A 21,784-nucleotide genomic window follows, 5' to 3' on the forward strand; every position below is an offset into this window, starting at 1 on the left:
GTGAATTTTTTTGTTTATCTCCATAAAAAAGGAGGTCTCTGTACACAGAAACCTCCATATGAATATAACTTATTCATTTGATTAGTTATTAAAGTATAATCAGTTCTAATCCAATGTTCTCTTCTTACGTGCCATGCGCTCCTCGCGCGCTTTCCTATCCCTTTCCATCGCTTCCGCAACATTATCCTTCGGCCTGTTCGAAGGTAATTTACTATTGATATGCAGTAACAAACCGATGATAACGAGCAGCAGAATGACAATGAGTACATTCACTTGTTTGTCCCTCCATTCTTCAGATTTCCCGATATGAGGGAGAGCATTTCCTTTGCCACGATGCCGGTAATCCGGTAAACTGAGTAGGCATTATTATATCATTCATGATTGGTGAGTTAAATGACATCCATACCTTTTTATAAACGCCCACTTGGAAGTGAACGGAAGGACCTTCCTTTCGCGAACCTTGCCTCTTCCCACAGCAGTCTTGAGCTGGTCAGCAATCAAGCTGCAGATGCTGCCTTTTTCCGCGGACTGGAAGAGCAAGGATTATATCTGAATAGAGCACAAATCGAGGCAGTACGACATCAAGACGGACCTCTATTAACTTTAGCCGGTGCCGGTTCTGGCAAAACATCTGTCCTAGTTAGTAGAACTGGTTATCTAATGGCCTGTGGGAGGGTAGCTCCCTCCTCCATCCTGCTTGTAACCTTCTCCTCGAAGGCTGCCGCTGAGATGAAGGAGCGAATTATGAGCCTTCCAGGGCTTGATCCTAGAGAAACGGCGAAAGTAACCGCTAGGACTTTCCATTCCTTTTTTCTATACTTGCTACGAACCCGTGGATTCCGGCAAGAAATCCTGAGCAATTCAAGACACCAGCAGATTATTATTAAGCGAATACTTCGGGAAATGGGACTCCAAGATGGATATGAAGCAGAAACGCTTCTATCTCTCTGGTCCGCCTACCGAATGAATATGATCGGTCTTGATGAACTGCCGGCAAACACGCCAGCAGAAGTCGAGCAAAGACAAATTTTCGCCAGATACGAAACATGGAAGGAAGAGAACGGACAGATGGATTTTGACGATATTCTCGTCCTGTCCTTCCGTCTGCTGAGTTCTGACTCAGGTCTACTCGCTTCCTTACAACGACGCTATCGTTATGTCATGGTTGATGAGTTCCAAGATACCGGTCTTCTCCCTTACGAGCTACTGAAAATGATGGTTAAACCTCATGCCAACCTCATGGTTGTTGGGGACGATGACCAGACGATTTACAGCTTTAACGGTGCACGTAATGAATTTATTCTAGAATTCGATCAGACATTTCCCGGCGCCAAGGTCGTCACACTAGACGTGAATTATCGCTCCTTCTCAAGCATCGTTGGACTGGGTAACGAGATCATTAGAGAGAACAAGCGCAGACGAACAAAGAAGCTCCAATCCACACGTAAGAGCGAAAGTGTTCCTTTATATATTCGTCCTGGAGATCCCGATGAAGAAGCGGAATTGCTTCTGAAGCATATCTCTGAAGAAGTAAGCAGCTGCAAAAAGCTTTACAGCGATTATGCCATTCTGTACCGTACATCGAACAACAGCCGAGCTGTATTCGAACAGCTTGTCATGAAGGAGATTCCGTTTATTCACTTCGAGCAAGGTGATCTGTTCTACGAGCAGTGGATGGTCAAGCCAGTAATCGATTATTTACGCCTCTCCCTTAATCGGCGTGACTTCAAGGCAATGGAAGGAATCTTAAACACCTTGTATATCAATCGAGAAAAGGGTATTGCCTTCATTCGTGAAATGGATGCCCCACGTCCCAAGAAAGGTCCCCTTGCCCACCTGATCTCTTACCCGGGTCTTAAAGATTTTCAGATCGAGCAAATTCGGGAGAGATCCAAGTTGATCAAAGCCTTGAAAGCCATGGAACCTGCAGATGCAGTCCGCGAAATCAGGCTCCGCTTCTACGATAAGTACCTCGAAGCTGATGGAGCACAGGACTTAACGATGCATAAAGAGTTCATTCAGGAAGGACTCGATGAACTGGAGTCCTCGGCCAAGCGTTTCAAAGATGTGGGTGCATTCATCGACTTCGTGGATCGCCTCATCGCGATTCATAAAGAAATGGCTATCCGTAAAAAAGACGACACCGCCGATGCCGTGAAACTAATGACGATCCATAAAGCGAAGGGGCTAGAGTTCCCCTCTGTATGTTTGATTGGCGCTTCAGAAGGTATTCTTCCGCATACGTCATCACTGGAAGCTGAGCATAGGGATGATAACCATCCGCTAACGTCCAAGCAGGACAAGGGAGGAGCTGCACTGGAAGAGGAACGTCGTCTGGCTTATGTTGCCGTTACAAGGGCTAGAGATGAACTGATCATTAGCTCACCCGCTTATTATCGTGGACGGAAAGTGGAGGTGTCCCGTTTCCTTCAGAGCGTATTCCACATTCCAAGTGCGGAACCAGCGAAGAAAGAACGCCGAGGTGGTACGAATAGTTCCGGTGGTGATTGGAAACGAGCAGGCAGCACTAGCACTGCAAGTGGATCGTCTTCATTCAGACGCGGAGATTCTACCACTGGAAACAAATTTAGCCGCCGTGCTAACGGACAATCCGACTTCCACTCCCATCAGGAGAGCATTCGTGTGCCGGTTAAGCCTAGTCCCTCCCTTAAAGCAGTCGACGATAAGCCTAGACGCACCGAATCTGTACAGGCTTGGCTCTGCACCGGTTCGGGTTGCCGGGGTTGGCAGCGGATGGATTCAGGCTCGAATAGAGCTAACCGACATAAGGCATGTCCACTGTGCGGATCACCTATGAAGCCGGGCACAAAAGAAGCTCCTGTTCCAGCAGGCCGGCGCTAAAAGACCCTTTGAAAAACCTTTAGCATCATCTTCAGAAATATAAAGGAAAATGATATGCTCAATGCAATCATATTAATTAAAAGTTCCATAGCAAAGAGCCGCGCTGTGATTTACGACTAAGCGCGGTTCTTTGTTATGTATTTATAATCGAGTATCTAGTTCAGACTTCTGTCTGCTTCGAGCATACGGCTGATATAAGCCTCCAGCTCGCGGATACGCTGCTCCAGTTCCTGAATTTTCACAGCAGCTCCCTGCATAAAAAGCTCCATCTTGCTGCTCAGCTCCTCTGCAGATTTCCCTCTCCAGTCCTGCAGGCGGGCATGGATACTTCTTACCGTAGTGACCTGCTGCAACAGTCGCTGCCTAAGCTGCTCACACTGCATGATGGCTCTTCTTAAATCATCAACCTGTACCGAAATTCGGCTCATTATGCCATTCATCTCCCTCCTGCATCTTCTTCATCTATGACTCATCGGCAAGAATGAAATCCTGCGCCTTCCGGTCAATATAATCCGCGATCTCCAGCATAGCTGCTTCGTACCACTGCTGAATACCGCGTAGACTTGCGCTTGTGTTCTCAGCAACAGGGGTCAGAGAACGACTTTCACTTGAGTGAATATTCGTTTCAATAAAATAAACAGCACTACGGCTTTCACTCGAAAATCCCTCTGCACTCTGCCGCATCTGCTTAGCAGCTGCAAGTAGTTCTTCTGGTGTAAGCTGAATTAAGCCGTGTGCCCCTCCGCTTCCAGCAGCACCTATTAATCCCCCTGTTAGCAGTGCTCTCAGCCCATTGCCACCGCTTTGCACTAATCTCGCCATTGCTTCCATTGCTGCAGCATAAGCTGCAGCTCGTGGAGATCCGTCCACCGTCTCTCCCGTCAACCGGTCTACAAGTGGTCCTCTCAAATTGCCATTCTCATCGAATTTATATTGTGAAGGTGAATGATAGTTCGTATCACCGTTGATAACCGAATCATAGAACCGCCGCATATCCCCGATGTAATATTTCCCCGTATCGATCTCCATATTATAATATGGCAAGCCCACGCCTAACACGCTGCCACGCAGTGGAATCGGAATATTCAAGATTTGGTTGTACTTTGCGTTAGCTGTATCAAAGTCGCTCCCGAGATAATAAGTCGAGCCGATGTGACGATCATACTCCCCCACACCACCAGCACCGACAGAATCGCTAGGGTGGACATAGTTAATAATTTGATGGTCAAAATCCCCATTCGTAACCTTTGCCGCCAGCTCATCTGAAAGTGAATTCAGTGTGCTTGGTGCGCTGTAGGTTACCGCTGGCAGGTCCTGACGGGCCGCAACATACTGCGCCAGTCCTCCACCCAGGGAATGCCCGGTCAATGAGATATCTGCATTCGGATAAGCATCTTTGACTGCATCATACAATTCCTCTGCTTGATGAAACTGATTGTTCTCGTATTGTATTTTATCGCCAGCAAGCTTAAACGGCCCATCATTCCAAAGCGTCTTCCAGGGATGATCCATGCTGTTCTCCAGATCCTTCGGTCTGCCACCAACGACATCGACAACATCTGTATAAATGTCCTTTCCCTTTGCTATATTCATCCCGCCCGCTTCCGTACCCCGGTACGCGATAATGACCTGATCTGTCGTATCGTTACGCAGCACCATAGCATCAAAACCAGAGGCACGGTGCAGCTTTGCTCCGTCAGGCTCTACCACGCTCCAGCCTTCCAGTCCATCTTCAGTAAGCTTTCCTGGGGGCACGTCATTGTAAGCGATCTGGGATGCTTTATTATATAATTTATCTGATATATATTTGTCGCCCATAATTCCACCCTTTTTACCATAGTAAGGAATCGCTTCTATACATTATAATATTATTGGTAAACATTAGGATACACGAGGGAGAATAAATGGGAAAAAGGTCATTATTCACATATTTGCTGCTTGTCGGATTAATCCTGCTACTTTTAGGAGGCTGTAAACAAATGACGGACCAGGATGAACAAACGGTTCAATTATCGGAGGAAGCTGCCGCCAAATATTTTGATGAGAAATACGGGGTTGAAGTGGAGTTTACGAAGCATACCATATCTCCGCCTGATCTCGCGCATACGGTTGGCCTCAATGGATATATTAAGGATCAGAAGAAGGAAGAGATCTTTATCCTTGTAAATTATGACGATTTTACGATTGAGGCAGCAAGTGTGCCAGAAGGCTTACCTCTCAAAAAATAGACCGAATTTCACATTTCATTACAAGAACCTTTGACCGACCCCAAGCCAGCTATTCTGTGTCCTTTGACGCAGGGGCTGGTTTTTTGCTATAAAGTGGAGGTTCTAACGTTTTTTCTTGCTTTAAGCTTGGCAATCCAGCTAAAATATAATAACTATCTATATAAAAGTATACATAGAAAGGGAGCCGTTAACATTATATGAACGCTAAACAAAGTAACATCAAGCTCGTGGTAGCTGGACTGCTCCTCGGGATTCTCATGTCGGCCATGGATAACACCATCGTGGCTACGGCCATGTACACCATTGTAGAGGACCTTGGTGGATTTGATCAGATCGTCTGGGTTACTTCAGCTTACATGGTTGCCGTCATGGCAGGTACACCGATTTTCGGTAAGTTATCTGATATGTACGGGCGCAAACGTTTTTTCATTTTTGGACTCGTCGTCTTCCTCGTCGGTTCCATGCTATGTGGTATGGCCGGAAATATGACACAACTCATTATCTTCCGTGCAATTCAGGGAATCGGTGGCGGTGCGCTTATGCCTATCGCATTTACCATTGTGTTCGACTTATTCCCTCCTGAGAAGCGCGGCAAAATGACCGGTCTACTCGGTGCAGTGTTCGGTACTTCGAGTATCCTCGGTCCAATGCTTGGTGCATTTATTACAGACAGCATCGGCTGGGAATGGGTATTCTATGTCAATCTACCGATCGGGATCGTATCCTTTATCTTCATCATGACTTCTTATAAGGAGACCTTGTCTCACGCCAAACTAAAAATCGACTGGACGGGTGCCGCAACCCTTGTCGGTGCCATCATCTGTCTCATGTTCGGTCTGGAACTTGGCGGGAACACTTATGCATGGGATTCTCCACAGATTCTTGGCTTGTTCGCCGGCTTCCTTGTCCTGCTGATCATATTCTTAATTACAGAGACCAAAGCAGCCGAGCCAATCATTTCATTTAAAATGTTCCAGAAGCGTCTCTTCGCCTCAAGTAATATCATTGCTCTTTGCTATGGTGCAGGCTTCATTGTCGCTACTGTGTATATCCCGATATTCGTTTCTGGTGTATATGGAGGGACAGCAACGAATTCCGGTCTCATCTTGATGCCTATGATGATCGGAAGTGTGTTCGGTAGTCAGATCGGCGGTATATTGACAACCAGAACAACTTTCCGCAACATTATGATCTTCTCATCACTCTGTTTTGTTGCCGGAATCTTTTGTTTAAGCACGCTGTCACCTGAGACGTCTAGAATGATGCTCACCTTATTCATGGTGCTAACAGGCTTTGGGGTGGGCTTCTCCTTCTCGGTGCTTAGCATGGCTTCAATTCATAACTTCGATGCCCGTCAAAGGGGTGCCGCTACATCGACCAACTCCTTCCTGCGTTCACTCGGGATGACTGTTGGTATCACGATATTCGGTATCATTCAGCGTAATGTGTTTACGGATAAGCTTGTCACTGGGATGGCAGGCGGGAACGCACCGGAAGGAGTAGCTGTTAACCCAGATACAGTCATGTCATCAGGGGCACTTGAACAGATGCCTCCTGCGATACGCGAGCATGCCATATCTTCCTTGGCTGACTCCATCGCACAAGCTTTCACTTGGGCACTCGTACCCGCTGTTCTTGCCTTTGTCTTTGTCTTGATGATGGGCAATGAGCGGGTTGTTGTGAAGCCCAAAGCTCCTAAACAAGCCGCAGACCATTAAATCTATCAGCTAAATAAAATCAGGCCGATCAAGGGTAATCCTTGATCGGCCTGATTTCGTTAAAAAAAGAACGTATTAGAACAAGAACTCGTCTGGATGCGGACCGAAGCGTTTGTTCTCATTTAACTCATCAATGGATGCCATATCTTCAGCAGACAACTCAAAATCGAAGATATCTGCATTTTCCCGAATCCGGTGTTCCTTGACCGATTTTGGAATAACGATGACACCATTCTGGAGATCCCAGCGAAGCACGATTTGAGCTGTGCTTTTACCATACTTCTCTGCAAGTTTAGTTAGAACCGGTTGATCCAGATTCCCTTGCATTAGTGGACTCCATGCTTCCAGTACAATATTGTTATCACGTGCATACTGAAGCAGTTCCTTCTGGTTGTTAAGTGGATGCAATTCCACCTGATTGACGGTTGGAACCACACCTGAATCTTCAATAATGTCACGCAGATGATGAATCTGGAAGTTGCTGACACCGATCGAACGAACGAGACCTTCTTTTTGCAAATGGATCAGCGCTTTCCAGGTTTCTTTATATTTATCTTTTCCGGGCCAGTGAACGAGGTACAAATCAAGCGTTTCTAGTCCAAGCTTCTTACGGCTTGTTTCAAATGCTTTCAGCGTAGACTCGTAGCCTTGGTCTTCATTCCATACTTTAGTTGTAATAAACAGCTCTTCACGAGGTACGCCGCACTCACGAATCGCTTGTCCAACACCTTCTTCATTGCCATAGATGGCTGCTGTGTCGATACTGCGATATCCGGCAGCAATAGCCGATTTAACGGATTGGATGACTTCTTCGCCTTCTTGGGTCTTGTATACACCGAGTCCTAGCCAAGGCATCTTGATGCCATCATGTAGCGTAGGCCCATCGGTAAAAGCTTTATTTACTGGGTTGGTCATACGAATCCCTCCTGGACTATATAAACTGTTTACGGTTTTTGATGCCGCTTATATAGTATATCAACTCCCAGATCTTCACTCAAACAACAGTCCGCCTGGTTAACGAACCCGTGGATTTGACGAAAATAGATTCACATGTTACAATTATCTTAACTTAAAGATATTTAATACAAAGATAACCGTCACAGTCAACAATTAGGATTTTATCAAATATATAACTGGAGGATATAATTATGAACGGATTAAAAGGAATACACCACGTAACAGCCATCACCAGCAGTGCAGAGAAGAACTATGAGTTCTTCACCTATGTTCTGGGCATGAGACTCGTTAAGAAGACCGTCAACCAGGATGATATTCAGACCTATCACTTATTTTTCGCCGATGATAAAGGCAGTGCCGGTACAGACATGACATTCTTTGACTTCCCAGGTATACCGAAGGGAATCCATGGTACAGATGAGATTTCTAAAACTTCATTCCGTGTACCAAGTGATGCTGCACTCTCTTATTGGGTAGAACGATTTGACCGCCTGAATGTGAGACACAATGGCATTCAAGAGCAGTTCGGGAAGAAGACACTTTTCTTCGTTGATTTCGATGATCAGCACTATCAACTGATCTCAGATGAACATAATGAGGGTGTCGCTTCCGGTACACCTTGGCAGAATGGTCCCGTTCCTTTGGAATATGCTATTACGGGACTCGGCCCGATCTTCGTACGGGTGTCCAACTTTGAGAACTTCAAAGAGATCATGGAGAGAGTTCTATTATTTAAAGAGATTGACCAATCAGGCTCCTACCATCTGTTCGAAGTTGGCGAAGGAGGTAACGGAGCTCAGGTCATCGTCGAACATAACATCGTTCTACCTAGAGCACGTCAAGGTTTCGGAACGGTTCACCACGCAGCCTTCCGCGTAGAAGATCGTTCCGTACTGAACGAATGGATTGATCGTCTGGACAGCTTCCAGCTCCGGAACTCCGGCCATGTGGATCGCTATTTCTTCGAATCGCTGTACTCACGTGTTGCTCCGCAAATATTGTTCGAGTTCGCTACCGACGGACCCGGATTTATGGGAGATGAGCCGTACGAGACACTGGGTGAGAAATTATCCCTGCCTCCATTCCTAGAGCCGAAGCGCGAACAGATCGAGAGCATGGTGCGTCCAATCGATACGGTCCGCAGCACGAAAACCATCGTGAAAGAATAAATGTCTGACAATATCATTAAAGCAGGTCACTATAAAGGAGAACTCTCCTGAGTGACCTGCTTTTTGTCATGATTATCTGACTACGAAGTGATTCCCCTATCAGGTACAAGGCGGGATTTCCGTTTCGCAGGAGGCACCTTACCAAATACAATCCATGACTTAGGCATCCAGCGTACGGTCAAGGACACTACCACCCATGATGCTGCAAGAGCAAATATAAATCCTCCGAGATACCACAGATGAATGAGTGGCGAGAATCCAGTCTCTGGCGGGAATTCACGATAGATTAGTAAGAAAAATGGATGAATGAGATAAATACCGAAAGACAGCTCCCCAAGCCTTGTCATCATTTCAGTTTGCCATGATTTTGCATGCCTGAGCAATATTTGAGCTATCTGGATCCCCACAAGTCCTGCCGTGATCGTCTGAATGTTCCAAAGAGTGTGATACAACAAGGAATCATAATTCACACCATACAAACGGGCGGTATGATTAACATATACATGGCCTATTGACGCTGTTAGCCATATTGCCCATAACATGATCCAGCCTAGCAACCGGGAACCTGTTGCATTTTGTTTGTGGATCTGCAGCCATCCCTTCAGTTTCGGATAATAGATTCCTAAGACAGCGCCTAGCATAAAATAAGACATATAGTGTAGTGCCCAGCTCGCAGGTCTTTCAGCAATTAAGAAATACTTGTTCATAATCACAAATCCATACTGTATTATAAATCCCGCAGGTATGGCCCATTTCACAAGATTAGGCTTCCGTTTAAATAGCCACAAGAATAACGGAAACATGATATAAAATTGAGCGCTAATAAATATAAAGTATAAGTGCGTATAGGCTTTGCCGGTGAATAGCTGAACCACAAACTTCTCCACAGTCTCTTCCAGAGAGCGAACCGAATAATACATGAAATGACGTATTAAAAAGAAAAACACCGAAAACAGGATATATGGAACTACGATATATTGAAGTCTCTTTTTATAAAAATTCCCGATTCGCTGTGTATCAAGAGGACGAAAATAATAACTATAAAAAAGCACAAAGCTACTCAAGAATAAAAATACGGGTGTACCGATTTTCATGAAAATGTTAGCCAAATTGTACACAACATAAAAATTCGATTCCTTCATTGCAACAGTTGCAAACGAAGTCGCATGTACAACTAGAACACCAATTATCGCCATGGCCCGAACTAGCTGTATGTCAGACAGCTTGCCTCTATCGCCTTCCCCACTCATAAGTTGCCGCATCCCCTAACCCTTTATCATATTATTTAAATTTTACCATTTAATCCAAATATATTGAAGAGAATCAAAAAAACTCATTCCTCTTTAAGAAAACCAGAGGAATGAGCCTTGAAATGATAGTATGAACGGTACATAATTCCGCAAATTTACTTCAAAGTAATACCGAATGTTGAACCTGCTGCTCCTGCAAATACAATCGTTCCATTCTCAGGTAATTTCACTTGGCTACCGTCACTAACAACGGTAAAGTTCACCAATGTTCCCTGTTCATCATATACCGCAAAACCACCTTTTGCAGGCAATTTGACGATCATCGTCTTGCCAGCGGCCTTATCAGGTACGGTAAACCATCTAGCATATCCATCATCTTTAAGTGTAACCGTCGATTTCTTTCCATGATAGAGAGGTTTTACTTTCTCTTCTCCTACATAAATACCACTTGCAGCCTCAAGATGCTCCACTCCATTCTCTGTATAGAAACGGAATTCAGCCATATCCCGTCCTCCCATACCTGGAATTTGAAGCTGGCTCGCAGCGGTGTTCAATCCTGTAAGCTTTCTGTCTCCCCAATAACCCGGTAGATCTTCTGTAAGTTCAATGGTAAGTGTTGGTTGTGTGAGAAGATAAATAAGAGAAGTATATTTCTCATTTACCGGATAGAAGGTCTTCCCATCCCGCTTAGCCCAAGCTTCCGCAATCTCTGAAGACACTTTATTGTCCGCAAGCTTCTCAGCTGCATAATGAGATAACGCCATCTGTCCTAGTTCCGGAACCGCTGTATATTCTCTAACCCACAAATAAGTGCGGTCATTCTTCGTTACGAAATCGATTTTAGAGCTACCGTCTTCGCTGATGAAGCTTCCCTCTGCCGTATAAACATATTTGAGTCCTGAAACATCTGGAGTAAGTGCTGTAGTTAACGTTAGTTCTCCATCCTTGCTAAGGCTAATCTTTACCTGTTGCCCCATCGAACCATAGATTCCTGCTTGTTTCATGACGTCATCAGGAATAGCAGTCTTTACTGGCTTGCCGAATGACTTGGCAGGCTTAATCTCTTTGATCTCGCCCTTCTCTTTCAGCGCTTGAAGCAGAATCTCACTTGCAAACAATTGGTTCAGTGAACTAGAGCCACCGGATGACAACACTGCAACCGCCATGTTCTTCTCCGGAAGCACAACTAGAGAAGCATGGTACAGAATCGTATCTCCACCTTTAACGATAGCCTTAATCCCATAATCGTTAAATGGGAATAATCTTACACTATCCCAACCAAGGCCGTAATCGAATGAATTATCCGCATCTGCTGGCCATAATCCCTTTTTATATTCCGCCTGCTCCATCGCCTTTACCGAAGTATCGGAGAGGATACCGCTCTTCTGTCCTGTGAAAATTTGAGAGAACCTTACCAAATCTTCAGCTGTGGAATAAATCCCACCGGTTCCAATCACGTTAACCGTCTCGTTCGGAAGCTGTCCTTGATACGTTGGATAATAAAGACCAGGCAACTCATCTGATACGAGTCCATCCAGCGGTGTCTTCGTATGCTTCATTTCTAAAGGCTCTGTAAAATTCTTATGAATATATGCGGTAAAGTTCGTGCCGCTGACTCTCTCCACGAGTATCTCAGCCAAAGTAAATCCATCGTTACAATAAACAGAGAATGCACCTGGATCGGCCTTCAGAGTCTGCGTTGACAATTGCTTCAACAGGTTGTCATGCGCATAAGTGTCGTTATCTTCGAACAAAAAGGCATTGTTAAGGCTGGAGCCCTGTAGCCCTGAGGAATGGTTCAATAACATGCGCGGCGTAATTTGCTTATAACGCTCATCTTTCATCGTGAATTCAGGTATGTACTGTATCAAGGGAGTATCTAGCTTAATCTTCCCTTCATCGACTAACTTCATAACGGCAGCTGTCGTGAATACTTTACTTGTGGAACCTATACCATACATCGTATCCTTAGTCAGCGGTTGCTTCCCTTCAATATCATTCAAACCTGACTGACCTGATACCGTGATCTTACCGTTATCCATTAATGCATACTGAACACTAACCGTCCCATATGTCTTGGTGAGCAAGTTCGCTTTCTCCGCTGCGATCTTCTCTACCCCTTGTTGTGGTTGTGTTACCTCGTTGTCACTCGCATTAGATGCCATTGCACCAGTAGGAATGACCAGCATGAGTACCAGTAAAGCCGTTAATATCCAAGATAATCTCTTATTCAATAATACCCCTCCTTAGTTTACAAGCCTACGATATAGTACGACTTACCAATGGATATGGTTCAAAAAGTTTTAAATCTTCTCTCTATCCTCTTTATTTCTTCTAAAAATGAATACAGAAAAGGACTGACCTATGCAATCTGAACTGCATGTCGGTCAGCCCTCTTCTGGACTCGTCTACTTTGGATTTTATATTATTCTCATTCATGCCATTAATGCTAGTTTCTACGCTTATACACACCCAGCGCCAGTAGTCCACTAGCAGCCATAAACAAATATGGGCCACTGGAAGCCACATTAATGGTGGAGCTGAGGAAGTCAACCGTTTTAGAAGATATATAAATAATCCCAAAAACAATCCCAAGGATCGCCATAACATAACTAAGCTTCTTGTTCATCCGCTTCTCGCGGATCACCATTAGAAATGGATATACAAACAGCAGGATAAAGAATACAGCCCCTTGAGTAAATCCGTTCTGTGATATGAACCCAACATCCACCCATTTGAAAAAGAATGAGATAAATGCAGCGCATGAGGCAATAAATATCATCTTACTCCCCATATCCCACTTTTGAAAATTCAATTTAATCTAATCCCCCTATGTATACTCTAACGTTTCAGAGCAGTCATAATCCGACAAACATAGGTCTATTATACTAGAAAATCCCATACCAAGATAGATCGCTATGAAAAAACCTTAATATGAATCAAGATCGCTCACTTTCGTTACCCGTTCAAACGTTCAACGGACTCCTCGACCCATACCGTCTTGCTCGCTGCATCCTGTCGCTTACCGGGTTTAGGCTCCATATCTGGTACACCCAAATAGATGAATCCCAGCATCTTATCCTGCTCGCGAAGGCCAAATGCTTCATTCATCAAGGGATGAAAACAAGGCTCCCCTGTTCTCCACACCGCACCAAGCCCAAGAGCATGTGTCTGAAGCAGCATATTTTGAATAGCCGCAAATACAGCTCCATATTCTTCAAGCTCAATTACTTTAGGATCATCTGATGGCTCAACAGCTACAGCAATAATAACCGGCGCACGCATTGCTTTACTTCTAGCCGATTCACGAACAGCGTCCAGATCTTCCTCTGTCTTCCCACTTGCCTTACTCACTGCGATATTAGCCAAAGCGTTCCCAAGCAGCTCACGCCCACCTTCTCTCAAGACGAAAAAACGCCATGGCTCTGTATGCTTATGGTTAGGTGCCCATGTACCCGCCTCCAAGATCTGTTCAATACTCTCCTGAGGGACGGCATCCTGCTTCACTTTACCCACGCTGCGGCGTGTACGAATAGCTTCATTTATATTCATCATTGATTCCTCCTGCTATTTGAATGAATGCATCTATCACCCATTGTAGCAAAAATGAGTTTGGTATGATATTTATCACACACCTTCAAATAATGCAGATTGTGGTCCTGTCTCATGAGACTCGCTTTTCTGGGCCTCTGCCTTCCTAAGCACTTTCTGACCACGCCAGCGGAAGAATGACAGCACACCACGTACATATTCATCCGTAATCATACAACAGTAAATCCCGACCAGTCCCCATCCATAGTGTAACCCGAGCAGATAAGACATCCCTGTCGCGATGACCCACATCGAGCCCAGTGAAATATACATCGTAAACCGGGTATCTCCGAGCGCATTCAGCGAGTTCCCGAGCGTCATGTTAAGCAGTTTACCCGGCTGCAGGATCAGGTTCAGTCCAAGCAAGGAAACACCGATTGCGATAATCTCAGGATCCTGTGTAAACAACCCCAGAATTTGAGCTCCAGACACGTAGATCACCAGCGCGCTCACGCCCACAAAAATAAAACCAACACCGAACGCACGGTACGCCGCCTTATAAGCCTCTTTTGTCCGTCCTGCACCGTACAGATGCGCGATCTGGATTTGGGCTCCCGTTGCAATAGACATTCCTAACAAGAAACACATGGATTCCAGCGTGTTCATATAAGTCCGGGCAGCAAGCTCGATTGCCCCGAGCTGTGCAATGAACGTATAAATAATGAGCTGAGAGAATACCCAGCAAGACATGTTCACACCGAGCGGCCAGCCGATATTTATAATTTCTTTGAACAGCGGCTTATCAAATAAGCGGAACTCTCTTAAGCGAATGCGGTATTCGAAGGACCGCACGAACATGAACATGAGGATGACCACAGCCAATAACCGACTGATCACTGTGGATATGGCTACACCCATCAGACCCCATTGCGGAAGACCAAATGCACCAAATATAAATCCGTAGTTCAAGAATACGTGGATGATATTCATCCCGACCGCCGTATACATCGGCCCTTTCGTATTGCCTGTGTTCCGAATAACCGTACTCATTGTAGACATCATAGCGACCAGAACCATACCTCCGCCTACGATCGAAATATACGTATCCGCCAGTGGCAACAGTCGATCTGGAAGCTGCAGCGCAGAAGCGATCTGTGTTGGAAATATATATAAAACACCGCTCAAAAGCACACCAATAATTGTACTAACACTTAGAGCCATGATACCGATTTTTCGCGCATCTAGATTTTTAAATGCCCCCAGCTTCTGAGCAATCAGGATCCCCGCACCACTTGCCACGGTCATGAATAGCGTGGTCATTGCTTGGAACAGCTGATTCGAGAATCCAACCACAGCAACCGCATCATCTGATATCCGGCTTACCATGAGTGTATCTACCGCACCTAATAGAAATTGAAGAAACAACTCAATAAAGATCGGCCATGCCAGAACCCATAATGTAAAATTATTCTTTCCTTTATCCAATATTCAAACCTCCAACCTTTTCCCCGAGCTGAATCTTATTGCCAGCATAGTTGCTTATAACAGCTTCTAATTATAGATGGTATACTGTTTTAAAAGTATCATTTTATGAACTATAATTATAAAGATTCAAACTTCAAAAAAGAGGGAGAAATTTAGCATATGACCATTCTTCACTTTACAGTCCCTCCTCTTCCTGAATACATCATCAGTGGAACAACAACAGCAAACATAGGAGCCAAACACCCTAACCGCCGAAATATAGGTGTATTTGATCTACTTGTCGTTCGTCAGGGATGCTTGTATGTCTCTGAGAATGAACTGGCTTACGCTATCGAAGCTGGATCGTTTTTAATTCTGCGGCCGGATGCCCATCATTATCCGACACAAGGCTGCACTGAGGATACAATCTATTATTGGCTTCATTTTCAGTCCTCAGGTTTGTGGAGCTTAGATGAGCACTGTACTGTGCCCAAGAAAGAAGAATTGCCAGAGCTTCAACCTTTCACTTCGAATTACTTCACTATTCGCGTTCCTCAGTTCAGCAATTTACCACAACCGCAAAAAGTCTATGATCTGCTCGACTCCCTTGCCGCACTTGTCCAAAACGGGCACCGCATTCAATCACTATGGAGACAGCAGCTACTCTTTCAAGAACTGATCGAACAGCTCGCAGCCGCTAGGAATACGTCCGTATCCTCCCCATTCTCTTCCTGCGCGGAACAAGCTGCTACATACTTACGCGAGCACTTTCGCGAGGAATTCAAGGCCCAGACGCTCGGGGAGAACATCAACTTTCATCCCGTCTATATTGCCCGCTGTATGCAAAAGGAGTTCGGATGCTCTCCTGTTGAATATTTGCTCCGCTATCGAATTGAGCAAGCTAAGGTATTGCTTCTGCAGACCGATCAGAGCGTGAGTCGGATTGCAGAGGAGGTCGGATTTAATCATGCCGCCTATTTCACCTCCTGTTTCACAAAACAGGAAGGAATCTCTCCTCGGAAGTATCGTCAGCAATTTTCGTAATCTGAGTATTTTGCATAATATAACTTGCAATCCAGCGAGAACACATTATAATAAGGATTAGAAGAAGTTGTGATAATGATTATCATTACCATGTATTTGAGAATACAATGAGAATTTGATTGAGATAACATATATAAAGGAGAACCAGAGCCCTATGAATTCTAATCTTCAACGAAGCAACTTGCAGGTTGACGATTACCTGGACCTGCTCAATCTTGCCATTCAGCTAGGAGATAAGAAATGGCAGAAGGAAATTACACGCAAAATCGAGATGACACTGTCTTTGCTGGAGCCTGCTCAATAGGGCATCTCATATATAAAAGACACCTCATTCATACGAGGTGTCTTTTTGTGTTCTCATATTTTAATCTAAAGGTTCATCCATAAACGGCTTATTCACATAATGATACATAAACGCCATGAACACACCGCCGCCGATCAAGTTACCCAAGGTTACTGGTATAAGATTGTACCATACACCACCAAGCGAGATGGTATCAGGATGCTCTACCACCAGTGCAATCGCAAAGGTACACATATTAGCAATACTGTGCTCGTAACCAGAAATGAAGAAACAGAACACAAACAGCATCATCGCGAACAGCTTCGGACCGTCACCTTTCAGTCCCATCGGAATGAAGAAGGCCAGACAGACCAACCAGTTACACAGAATAGCACGGAAGAATAACTCAACCACCGGGGCATTCATCTTCTTCTCAACCACACCCATCAGGAAACCATTCACGGACGGATCGTTAAACAACCCCGTCAGGTAAATCAACAGTGCAAATGCACATGCACCAAGAATATTACCAATATAACTTGTAACCCAAAGCTTAATAACCTCTATCCACCTCAGCGTTTTACGAATAGCCGAATACGAGTAATAAAAAGTATTGCCCGTAAACAAATCACCTCCACCATAAGCGATCAGAATAATAGCTGATCCAAATGTTAAGGCTGCCATTGGGTACGTAAATGGGGAATGCTCTGCATAGAAAAAGCTTCCGGTCTTAAAAGCAACAATGACCCCAAACCCGATGAACATACTTGCCAGTGCTGACCGTGCCAAATAGCGTATCTTGCTTTGTTTAAAAATCTTCATCTTTTTTCGTGCCAGTTTCTCCACCTGGAGCAGGGATTCAACTTCCATACATTCACTTCCTTTGTTAGGAGATCCTAATACACATGTTATTAGTTAACATTTTCATAGATTACATGTTTTATCCTTACAATGGAAGACCAATTAATGTAAATTGTTCCCTATTAATCGCTAAATATCCTCAAACTCCGCATCAGACAGCACTTTCATACGATATTTATGGCGGAAACAAAAAAAGGCGCGAACCGCAGATAAATCCGCTTGTTCACGCCTTTTATATGAAACAGTCATTCGTTACCGGATTAAAGTAAAATCCTTACTTGTTCGCGTTATCGTCTTCACTGTTCTCTAATTTGCTCTCATGCTCCATTTGATATTTGTCCCTCATGAGCTTCTGCATGATGAACTTCTCCTGGTCATTCAAGCCTTCCTGATTCTCCTGTATGATCATGTTGTCAATGTTGCGCTTCAGTACCTCGTTTTGCGTATTCAATACGGTTCACTCCTTTGGAATTTATGCGCTTTCCGCACCTTCTACATGCCCCTGCGTCTAAAAAACGGAACATATATTACTAACCAGCTCCGTCAAATTTAAACGGAGCATCGTTAGATGCTACGGAAGTTCGTACATCTTCGAAAAGATACCGACCGTACCTATCGCTTTCGCTGGTCTTAGCCGCTACTTCCGATCGATCAGGATTCCCTTACTAAGGGACTTTTGCTTCTTATTCGTATTGACGAGCAAGGGCAGCTTTCTCGTTTCTTTCACCATAGGAGACTCACACAGCAAACAGACAGGCTCTGTTTCAAATGCAAAATCATCCCTGATCCAACCTTTACAATCATCCTTCGTGCATGACCATACTTCTGTCATTTCTTCGGGGATGCTTTCCATTGCGTTCTTACGCGAATACATGAACACTCCTCCTTGTCCTCGTCGCAGAATAATAAAACAAAACTGCCCTTAATGTTACACATTAAGGGCAGTCCGCCTTTTTGGTCTTACAGTTTTACAACGTTCTCAGCTTGTGGTCCACGGTTTCCTTCAACGATGTTGAATTCTACGCGTTGGCCTTCGTCCAATGTTTTGAAGCCATCGCCTTGGATCGCGCTGAAGTGAACGAATACATCGTTTCCGCCTTCAACTTCGATAAAACCGAAGCCCTTCTCTGCATTAAACCATTTAACAGTACCTGTTTGCATGGGGTGTACCTCCTTGAAGATTATTTACATGACCTTTTTTTACTTCGTAGACGAATAAAAAAATTCACATATTGTACAAGGTTACCTGAAATTTCAACCCTCTACAATATGTGAATTCAGGTCGATTTCGATAGTCCTATATTATCACACTTAGAGCGTAATGGCAAATGTTGAAGTCATATTTTGTGAGAAATCTTTTTTATTATATTATGCAAATATGATGAAAAATATAACATACGACCAAAATTTATCCTCGGATGAATTCGTCAATCATTCCGTTTTTACCCACTACGACTGGAGTTCCCGAATTGTCTCTCTCCAGCGAATAAGTACTTCCTCTGGCTCTTTTAAAGTAATCTTCACACCCGAATTTATCTCAGCATATTTGGCCATATCCTCTCGAACCGAAACGACCTTGGCCTCAAAGCGTTCACGAGGATGAAGAGGCATAGGAAGCTCAGGCAACTTGGATAGCTCTAGACGTACATAATGAGCAACTCCATCATATAAAGCTACCAGCGTAGCTTTACCACTACGGATGATATTTCCCGTTGTCTGTGTGCCCAACCATAGTGACAGCCGCAATGTCTTCTGATCTATTGCAATAACCTCTCCTACACTCACCATCGCCGTATGCGGCCAAAGATCTTCGGTTACGGTTAGTAGCATCATTGCCTCATGCTGTTTGTCCTCCAGATTCCTCCCATTTAAGAACTCATATAATGAAGAAGATATTTCATTCTGTTGAGTCACACATGATCCTCCTTCCGTTCATAACCACTTGGAATACTCAATTCCTCAAGAATAACATATAGAATATATCACTCCAATAACGACATATAAAAGGGTCGTGAATTTTGATACCCTATGCTTCTTGCTAACATTATTACAGCTATTTTGATCCTTTTCCAAATGTTGTAGATTATTCTGATTTCCTATATTACAATGATTATACCCGAAGTATAATTTTACATTTTTTTACATTAAAATCATAGTGATATACCTCGCAAGGGTGGTGAGAATCAAATGAACAAGCTGGAATGGATGCAACTCCAACGCAGATTGTGGAACCGAAGAATTATGAATACATACTGGATTATCGTCCTTGTATCGTTGATGACCCAGCTTGCAGCCTTGTTCATTATGATCGGTCAACCAATGCTTCAAATCAATGAATATATTATCTATGATGTGGTGATCCCTTTTGTCTTACAGCTTATCCTCATGGGAGCTGTCGAAATTATTATCCTTCGGTTAAAATGGGAGCACCCTTATCTTATTATCACAACAGGGATCGGACTCGCCTCCATTCTGATTGCTACATATTCAACCGTAGACGGATTCGAATATGTACTACTCTTTCCGATAATGCTGTCTTTAATCTATGATGAACATCGCAAACTCGTCTTTGCTCTGATATCTGCAGCGGTGTGTTTAACAGGTCTGTACCTCACGATTCCGCAATTATATGAACGTACATCGATTAGCGACCTCATGATTTATGTTCTTGTCATGCTGGGTGCCTCCGGCATATTGTACGGGTTATTAGAACAGCGACGAGATCTGCTTAGATTTTTAGGCAAGGCAATTCAATCAGAACAGGATCTACTCATCCGAACGATCATCATGGATCGACAGACTAAATTCGATGCACTGACAGATTTATATAATCATAAGACATTCCATGAATACTTAGACAATCTGATTGCCCAAAGTGACAAGTATGAGTTACCCCTACAATTAGCCATTATCGACATTGATAACTTCAAAAAAGTGAACGATACATACGGACATGCCGTTGGCGATATTATTCTCGAACGTGTAGCTCAGGTCGTGAAACAGTACATATTATCTCCAGATGATATTACGGCAAGGTTCGGCGGGGAAGAGTTCGCGGTAATCTTCGCAGATAAATCGCCAGCACAGGCGTTCGATTCCATCGAACGTATTCGAGCACAGGTCGAAATGTTAAGCCATCATGAAATGAACGGCAAGAACGTAACCGTCAGCATTGGACTCGCCTCTTATCGGTACGGAAGTGGAAAAGCTGCTATTTTCTCCGAAGCTGATTCCATGCTCTATGCAGCCAAACGAAGCGGCAAGAATAAGACGATCACTGCAGTGCAGCATCCCGCTGTTTAGTCAGCAAGCAGATCCTCGTGAAATAGAGATCCCGCTTGCTTTTTTATTACATTTGAGGAGAGGACACTCTATGACTGAACATTTACTTTCGAGAATTGATCATATTCAAAAAAACAACGCTTTCTCAGGAACGATCCTTGTGCGTAAGAATGAGGATATCCTCGCAAACTCCAGTTTCGGTTACGCCAATCGGGCAGAACAACTGAGTAATCACACAGAGACACGTTACGGTATTGCATCGGGTTGCAAACTTTTCACCTCTATTGCTATTTGTCAGCTTATAGAGGATGGGAAGCTTTCGCTGGATTCTAGATTGCATGAATGTCTGGACGAGTCATTTCCGCATTTCGATACGAATATTACGATACGTCACCTGCTGACGCATACGTCGGGGGTGCCGGATTATTTTGATGAAGACGTCATGGATGACTTTGAACAATTGTGGGTTGAGAGGCCAATGTACCATATGCGCAGACTTCACGATTTCCTTCCCCTATTCCAGCATGGTCAGATGAAGTTTGCTCCTGGCGAACGGTTTCATTATAACAATACAGGGTTCATTCTACTTGGATTAATCATCGAAAATATTAGCGGCATGAAATATACACGCTATGTACAAACACGGATTTTCGACACGGCAGGCATGAGAGATTCTGGTTATTTCGCGCTCGACGCGCTGCCTGGTAATACCGCGATTGGATACTTAGATCATGAAGATGGCACTTGGAGGACGAATATCTATTCTATACCGGTACAAGGTGGTTCGGACGGTGGAGCTTTTGTTACGGCACCGGATATGATGAAGCTGTGGGATGCGCTCATGAATCACAAGCTGTTAGGTAAGGATATGACCACTGAGCTGCTCACTCCTCACACTAAAGAGGAAGATGGGAATTGTTACGGATACGGCGTGTGGATCGGGATGAAGAACGACGCAGTGTATAAGTATCATGTGATGGGTTATGATCCTGGCGTGTGTTTTCACTCCGCATATTACCCTGAGGCAGAAATCAAGCTTGCAGTGTGTGCCAATATCTCCTCTGGTGCTTTTGAGATGATGAGAGAAATAGAAGAGGAACTAGGACTTTGAGTGAGAACGGTCAAATGGATATTT

At 44.3% G+C, this 21,784-nt stretch carries 22 protein-coding genes; 8 read left to right on the forward strand and 14 right to left on the reverse strand.

All coding sequences use genetic code 11. The features are described 5' to 3' along the window. Nucleotides 1–105 precede the first annotated feature (105 nt). On the reverse strand, nucleotides 106–273 hold the full coding sequence (locus AC3WJJ_RS16915; protein ID WP_492542485.1) for a hypothetical protein: 168 nt from the start codon (nucleotides 271–273) through the stop codon (nucleotides 106–108). A 120-nt stretch (nucleotides 274–393) separates the two neighbouring features. Between AC3WJJ_RS16915 and AC3WJJ_RS16920 the strand changes: the two genes are divergently transcribed. Beyond that, nucleotides 394–2,862 (forward strand): UvrD-helicase domain-containing protein, encoded by a 2,469-nt coding sequence (locus AC3WJJ_RS16920; protein ID WP_492542487.1) that lies wholly within the window; start codon nucleotides 394–396, stop codon nucleotides 2,860–2,862. A gap of 155 nt (nucleotides 2,863–3,017) precedes the next feature. On the opposite strand, the gene AC3WJJ_RS16925 is transcribed toward AC3WJJ_RS16920, so the two are convergent. Together AC3WJJ_RS16925 and AC3WJJ_RS16930 are read right to left on the reverse strand one after the other, a co-directional pair. Next, entirely contained in the window at nucleotides 3,018–3,290 is a 273-nt protein-coding gene (locus tag AC3WJJ_RS16925) for a hypothetical protein (RefSeq protein WP_492542489.1), read from the reverse strand. 34 nt (nucleotides 3,291–3,324) lie between these two features. Further along, complete coding sequence (locus AC3WJJ_RS16930; protein ID WP_492542491.1) at nucleotides 3,325–4,680, reverse strand: lipase family protein; 1,356 nt, start codon at nucleotides 4,678–4,680, stop codon at nucleotides 3,325–3,327. Between the two features lie 161 nt (nucleotides 4,681–4,841). Here AC3WJJ_RS16930 and AC3WJJ_RS16935 point away from each other — a divergent pair, with 161 nt between their 5' ends. Together AC3WJJ_RS16935 and AC3WJJ_RS16940 are read left to right on the forward strand one after the other, a co-directional pair. After that, nucleotides 4,842–5,090: a hypothetical protein gene (locus AC3WJJ_RS16935; protein WP_492542493.1), complete on the forward strand. Its 249-nt coding sequence runs from the start codon at nucleotides 4,842–4,844 to the stop codon at nucleotides 5,088–5,090. A 197-nt stretch (nucleotides 5,091–5,287) separates the two neighbouring features. Beyond that, on the forward strand, nucleotides 5,288–6,808 hold the full coding sequence (locus AC3WJJ_RS16940) for an MDR family MFS transporter (RefSeq protein ID WP_492542494.1): 1,521 nt from the start codon (nucleotides 5,288–5,290) through the stop codon (nucleotides 6,806–6,808). A gap of 75 nt (nucleotides 6,809–6,883) precedes the next feature. On the opposite strand, the gene AC3WJJ_RS16945 is transcribed toward AC3WJJ_RS16940, so the two are convergent. After that, nucleotides 6,884–7,723, reverse strand: a complete 840-nt coding sequence (locus AC3WJJ_RS16945) for an aldo/keto reductase (RefSeq protein WP_422659511.1) — start codon at nucleotides 7,721–7,723, stop codon at nucleotides 6,884–6,886. Nucleotides 7,724–7,956: 233 nt separating this feature from the next. On the opposite strand from AC3WJJ_RS16945, the gene AC3WJJ_RS16950 reads away from it, so the two are divergent. Next, nucleotides 7,957–8,934 carry a ring-cleaving dioxygenase gene (locus tag AC3WJJ_RS16950; protein WP_422659510.1) on the forward strand — a complete coding sequence of 326 codons (978 nt, stop codon included), beginning with the start codon at nucleotides 7,957–7,959 and terminating at the stop codon, nucleotides 8,932–8,934. Between the two features lie 80 nt (nucleotides 8,935–9,014). On the opposite strand, the gene AC3WJJ_RS16955 is transcribed toward AC3WJJ_RS16950, so the two are convergent. The 5 genes from AC3WJJ_RS16955 to AC3WJJ_RS16975 all read right to left on the reverse strand — a co-directional run bounded on the left by AC3WJJ_RS16955 (nucleotide 9,015) and on the right by AC3WJJ_RS16975 (nucleotide 15,203). Continuing rightward, entirely contained in the window at nucleotides 9,015–10,184 is a 1,170-nt protein-coding gene (locus AC3WJJ_RS16955) for an acyltransferase (RefSeq protein WP_492542497.1), read from the reverse strand. A 155-nt stretch (nucleotides 10,185–10,339) separates the two neighbouring features. Then, nucleotides 10,340–12,418, reverse strand: coding sequence for a serine hydrolase domain-containing protein (locus tag AC3WJJ_RS16960; RefSeq protein ID WP_492542499.1), 2,079 nt, complete (start codon nucleotides 12,416–12,418; stop codon nucleotides 10,340–10,342). 215 nt (nucleotides 12,419–12,633) lie between these two features. Next, nucleotides 12,634–12,999, reverse strand: a complete 366-nt coding sequence (locus AC3WJJ_RS16965) for a hypothetical protein (protein ID WP_422659507.1) — start codon at nucleotides 12,997–12,999, stop codon at nucleotides 12,634–12,636. Between the two features lie 143 nt (nucleotides 13,000–13,142). Continuing rightward, the gene (locus AC3WJJ_RS16970) at nucleotides 13,143–13,736 is read right to left on the reverse strand and encodes a nitroreductase family protein (RefSeq protein WP_422659506.1); all 594 of its coding nucleotides are present in this window, start codon (nucleotides 13,734–13,736) and stop codon (nucleotides 13,143–13,145) included. A 75-nt stretch (nucleotides 13,737–13,811) separates the two neighbouring features. Continuing rightward, nucleotides 13,812–15,203, reverse strand: coding sequence for an MATE family efflux transporter (locus AC3WJJ_RS16975; RefSeq protein WP_422661351.1), 1,392 nt, complete (start codon nucleotides 15,201–15,203; stop codon nucleotides 13,812–13,814). Between the two features lie 156 nt (nucleotides 15,204–15,359). Between AC3WJJ_RS16975 and AC3WJJ_RS16980 the strand changes: the two genes are divergently transcribed. Then, on the forward strand, nucleotides 15,360–16,223 hold the full coding sequence (locus AC3WJJ_RS16980) for a helix-turn-helix transcriptional regulator (RefSeq protein ID WP_492542502.1): 864 nt from the start codon (nucleotides 15,360–15,362) through the stop codon (nucleotides 16,221–16,223). A 154-nt stretch (nucleotides 16,224–16,377) separates the two neighbouring features. Then, nucleotides 16,378–16,527, forward strand: coding sequence for a hypothetical protein (locus AC3WJJ_RS16985; RefSeq protein ID WP_422659504.1), 150 nt, complete (start codon nucleotides 16,378–16,380; stop codon nucleotides 16,525–16,527). Nucleotides 16,528–16,587: 60 nt separating this feature from the next. Here the strand turns inward: AC3WJJ_RS16985 and AC3WJJ_RS16990 are convergent, their stop codons facing one another. From AC3WJJ_RS16990 to AC3WJJ_RS17010, 5 genes are all read right to left on the reverse strand, one after another. Continuing rightward, entirely contained in the window at nucleotides 16,588–17,376 is a 789-nt protein-coding gene (locus AC3WJJ_RS16990) for a formate/nitrite transporter family protein (RefSeq protein WP_492542504.1), read from the reverse strand. 265 nt (nucleotides 17,377–17,641) lie between these two features. Continuing rightward, a complete protein-coding gene (locus AC3WJJ_RS16995; protein WP_422659501.1) occupies nucleotides 17,642–17,818 on the reverse strand; it encodes a hypothetical protein in 177 nt (58 codons plus the stop codon). Between the two features lie 186 nt (nucleotides 17,819–18,004). Further along, on the reverse strand, nucleotides 18,005–18,241 hold the full coding sequence (locus AC3WJJ_RS17000) for a cold-shock protein (protein ID WP_422659500.1): 237 nt from the start codon (nucleotides 18,239–18,241) through the stop codon (nucleotides 18,005–18,007). Nucleotides 18,242–18,327: 86 nt separating this feature from the next. Next, complete coding sequence (gene cspD, locus AC3WJJ_RS17005; RefSeq protein WP_006207896.1) at nucleotides 18,328–18,528, reverse strand: cold-shock protein CspD; 201 nt, start codon at nucleotides 18,526–18,528, stop codon at nucleotides 18,328–18,330. A 288-nt stretch (nucleotides 18,529–18,816) separates the two neighbouring features. Then, entirely contained in the window at nucleotides 18,817–19,281 is a 465-nt protein-coding gene (locus AC3WJJ_RS17010; protein WP_492542506.1) for a pyridoxamine 5'-phosphate oxidase family protein, read from the reverse strand. A 273-nt stretch (nucleotides 19,282–19,554) separates the two neighbouring features. Between AC3WJJ_RS17010 and AC3WJJ_RS17015 the strand changes: the two genes are divergently transcribed. Both AC3WJJ_RS17015 and AC3WJJ_RS17020 read left to right on the forward strand, forming a co-directional pair. Next, on the forward strand, nucleotides 19,555–20,670 hold the full coding sequence (locus AC3WJJ_RS17015) for a GGDEF domain-containing protein (RefSeq protein ID WP_492542508.1): 1,116 nt from the start codon (nucleotides 19,555–19,557) through the stop codon (nucleotides 20,668–20,670). 70 nt (nucleotides 20,671–20,740) lie between these two features. Further along, nucleotides 20,741–21,760, forward strand: a complete 1,020-nt coding sequence (locus tag AC3WJJ_RS17020; protein WP_492542510.1) for a serine hydrolase domain-containing protein — start codon at nucleotides 20,741–20,743, stop codon at nucleotides 21,758–21,760. The last annotated feature ends 24 nt before the right edge of the window (nucleotides 21,761–21,784 follow it).

The sequence above is a fragment of the Paenibacillus sp. FW507-14B1B genome, from assembly GCF_058781425.1.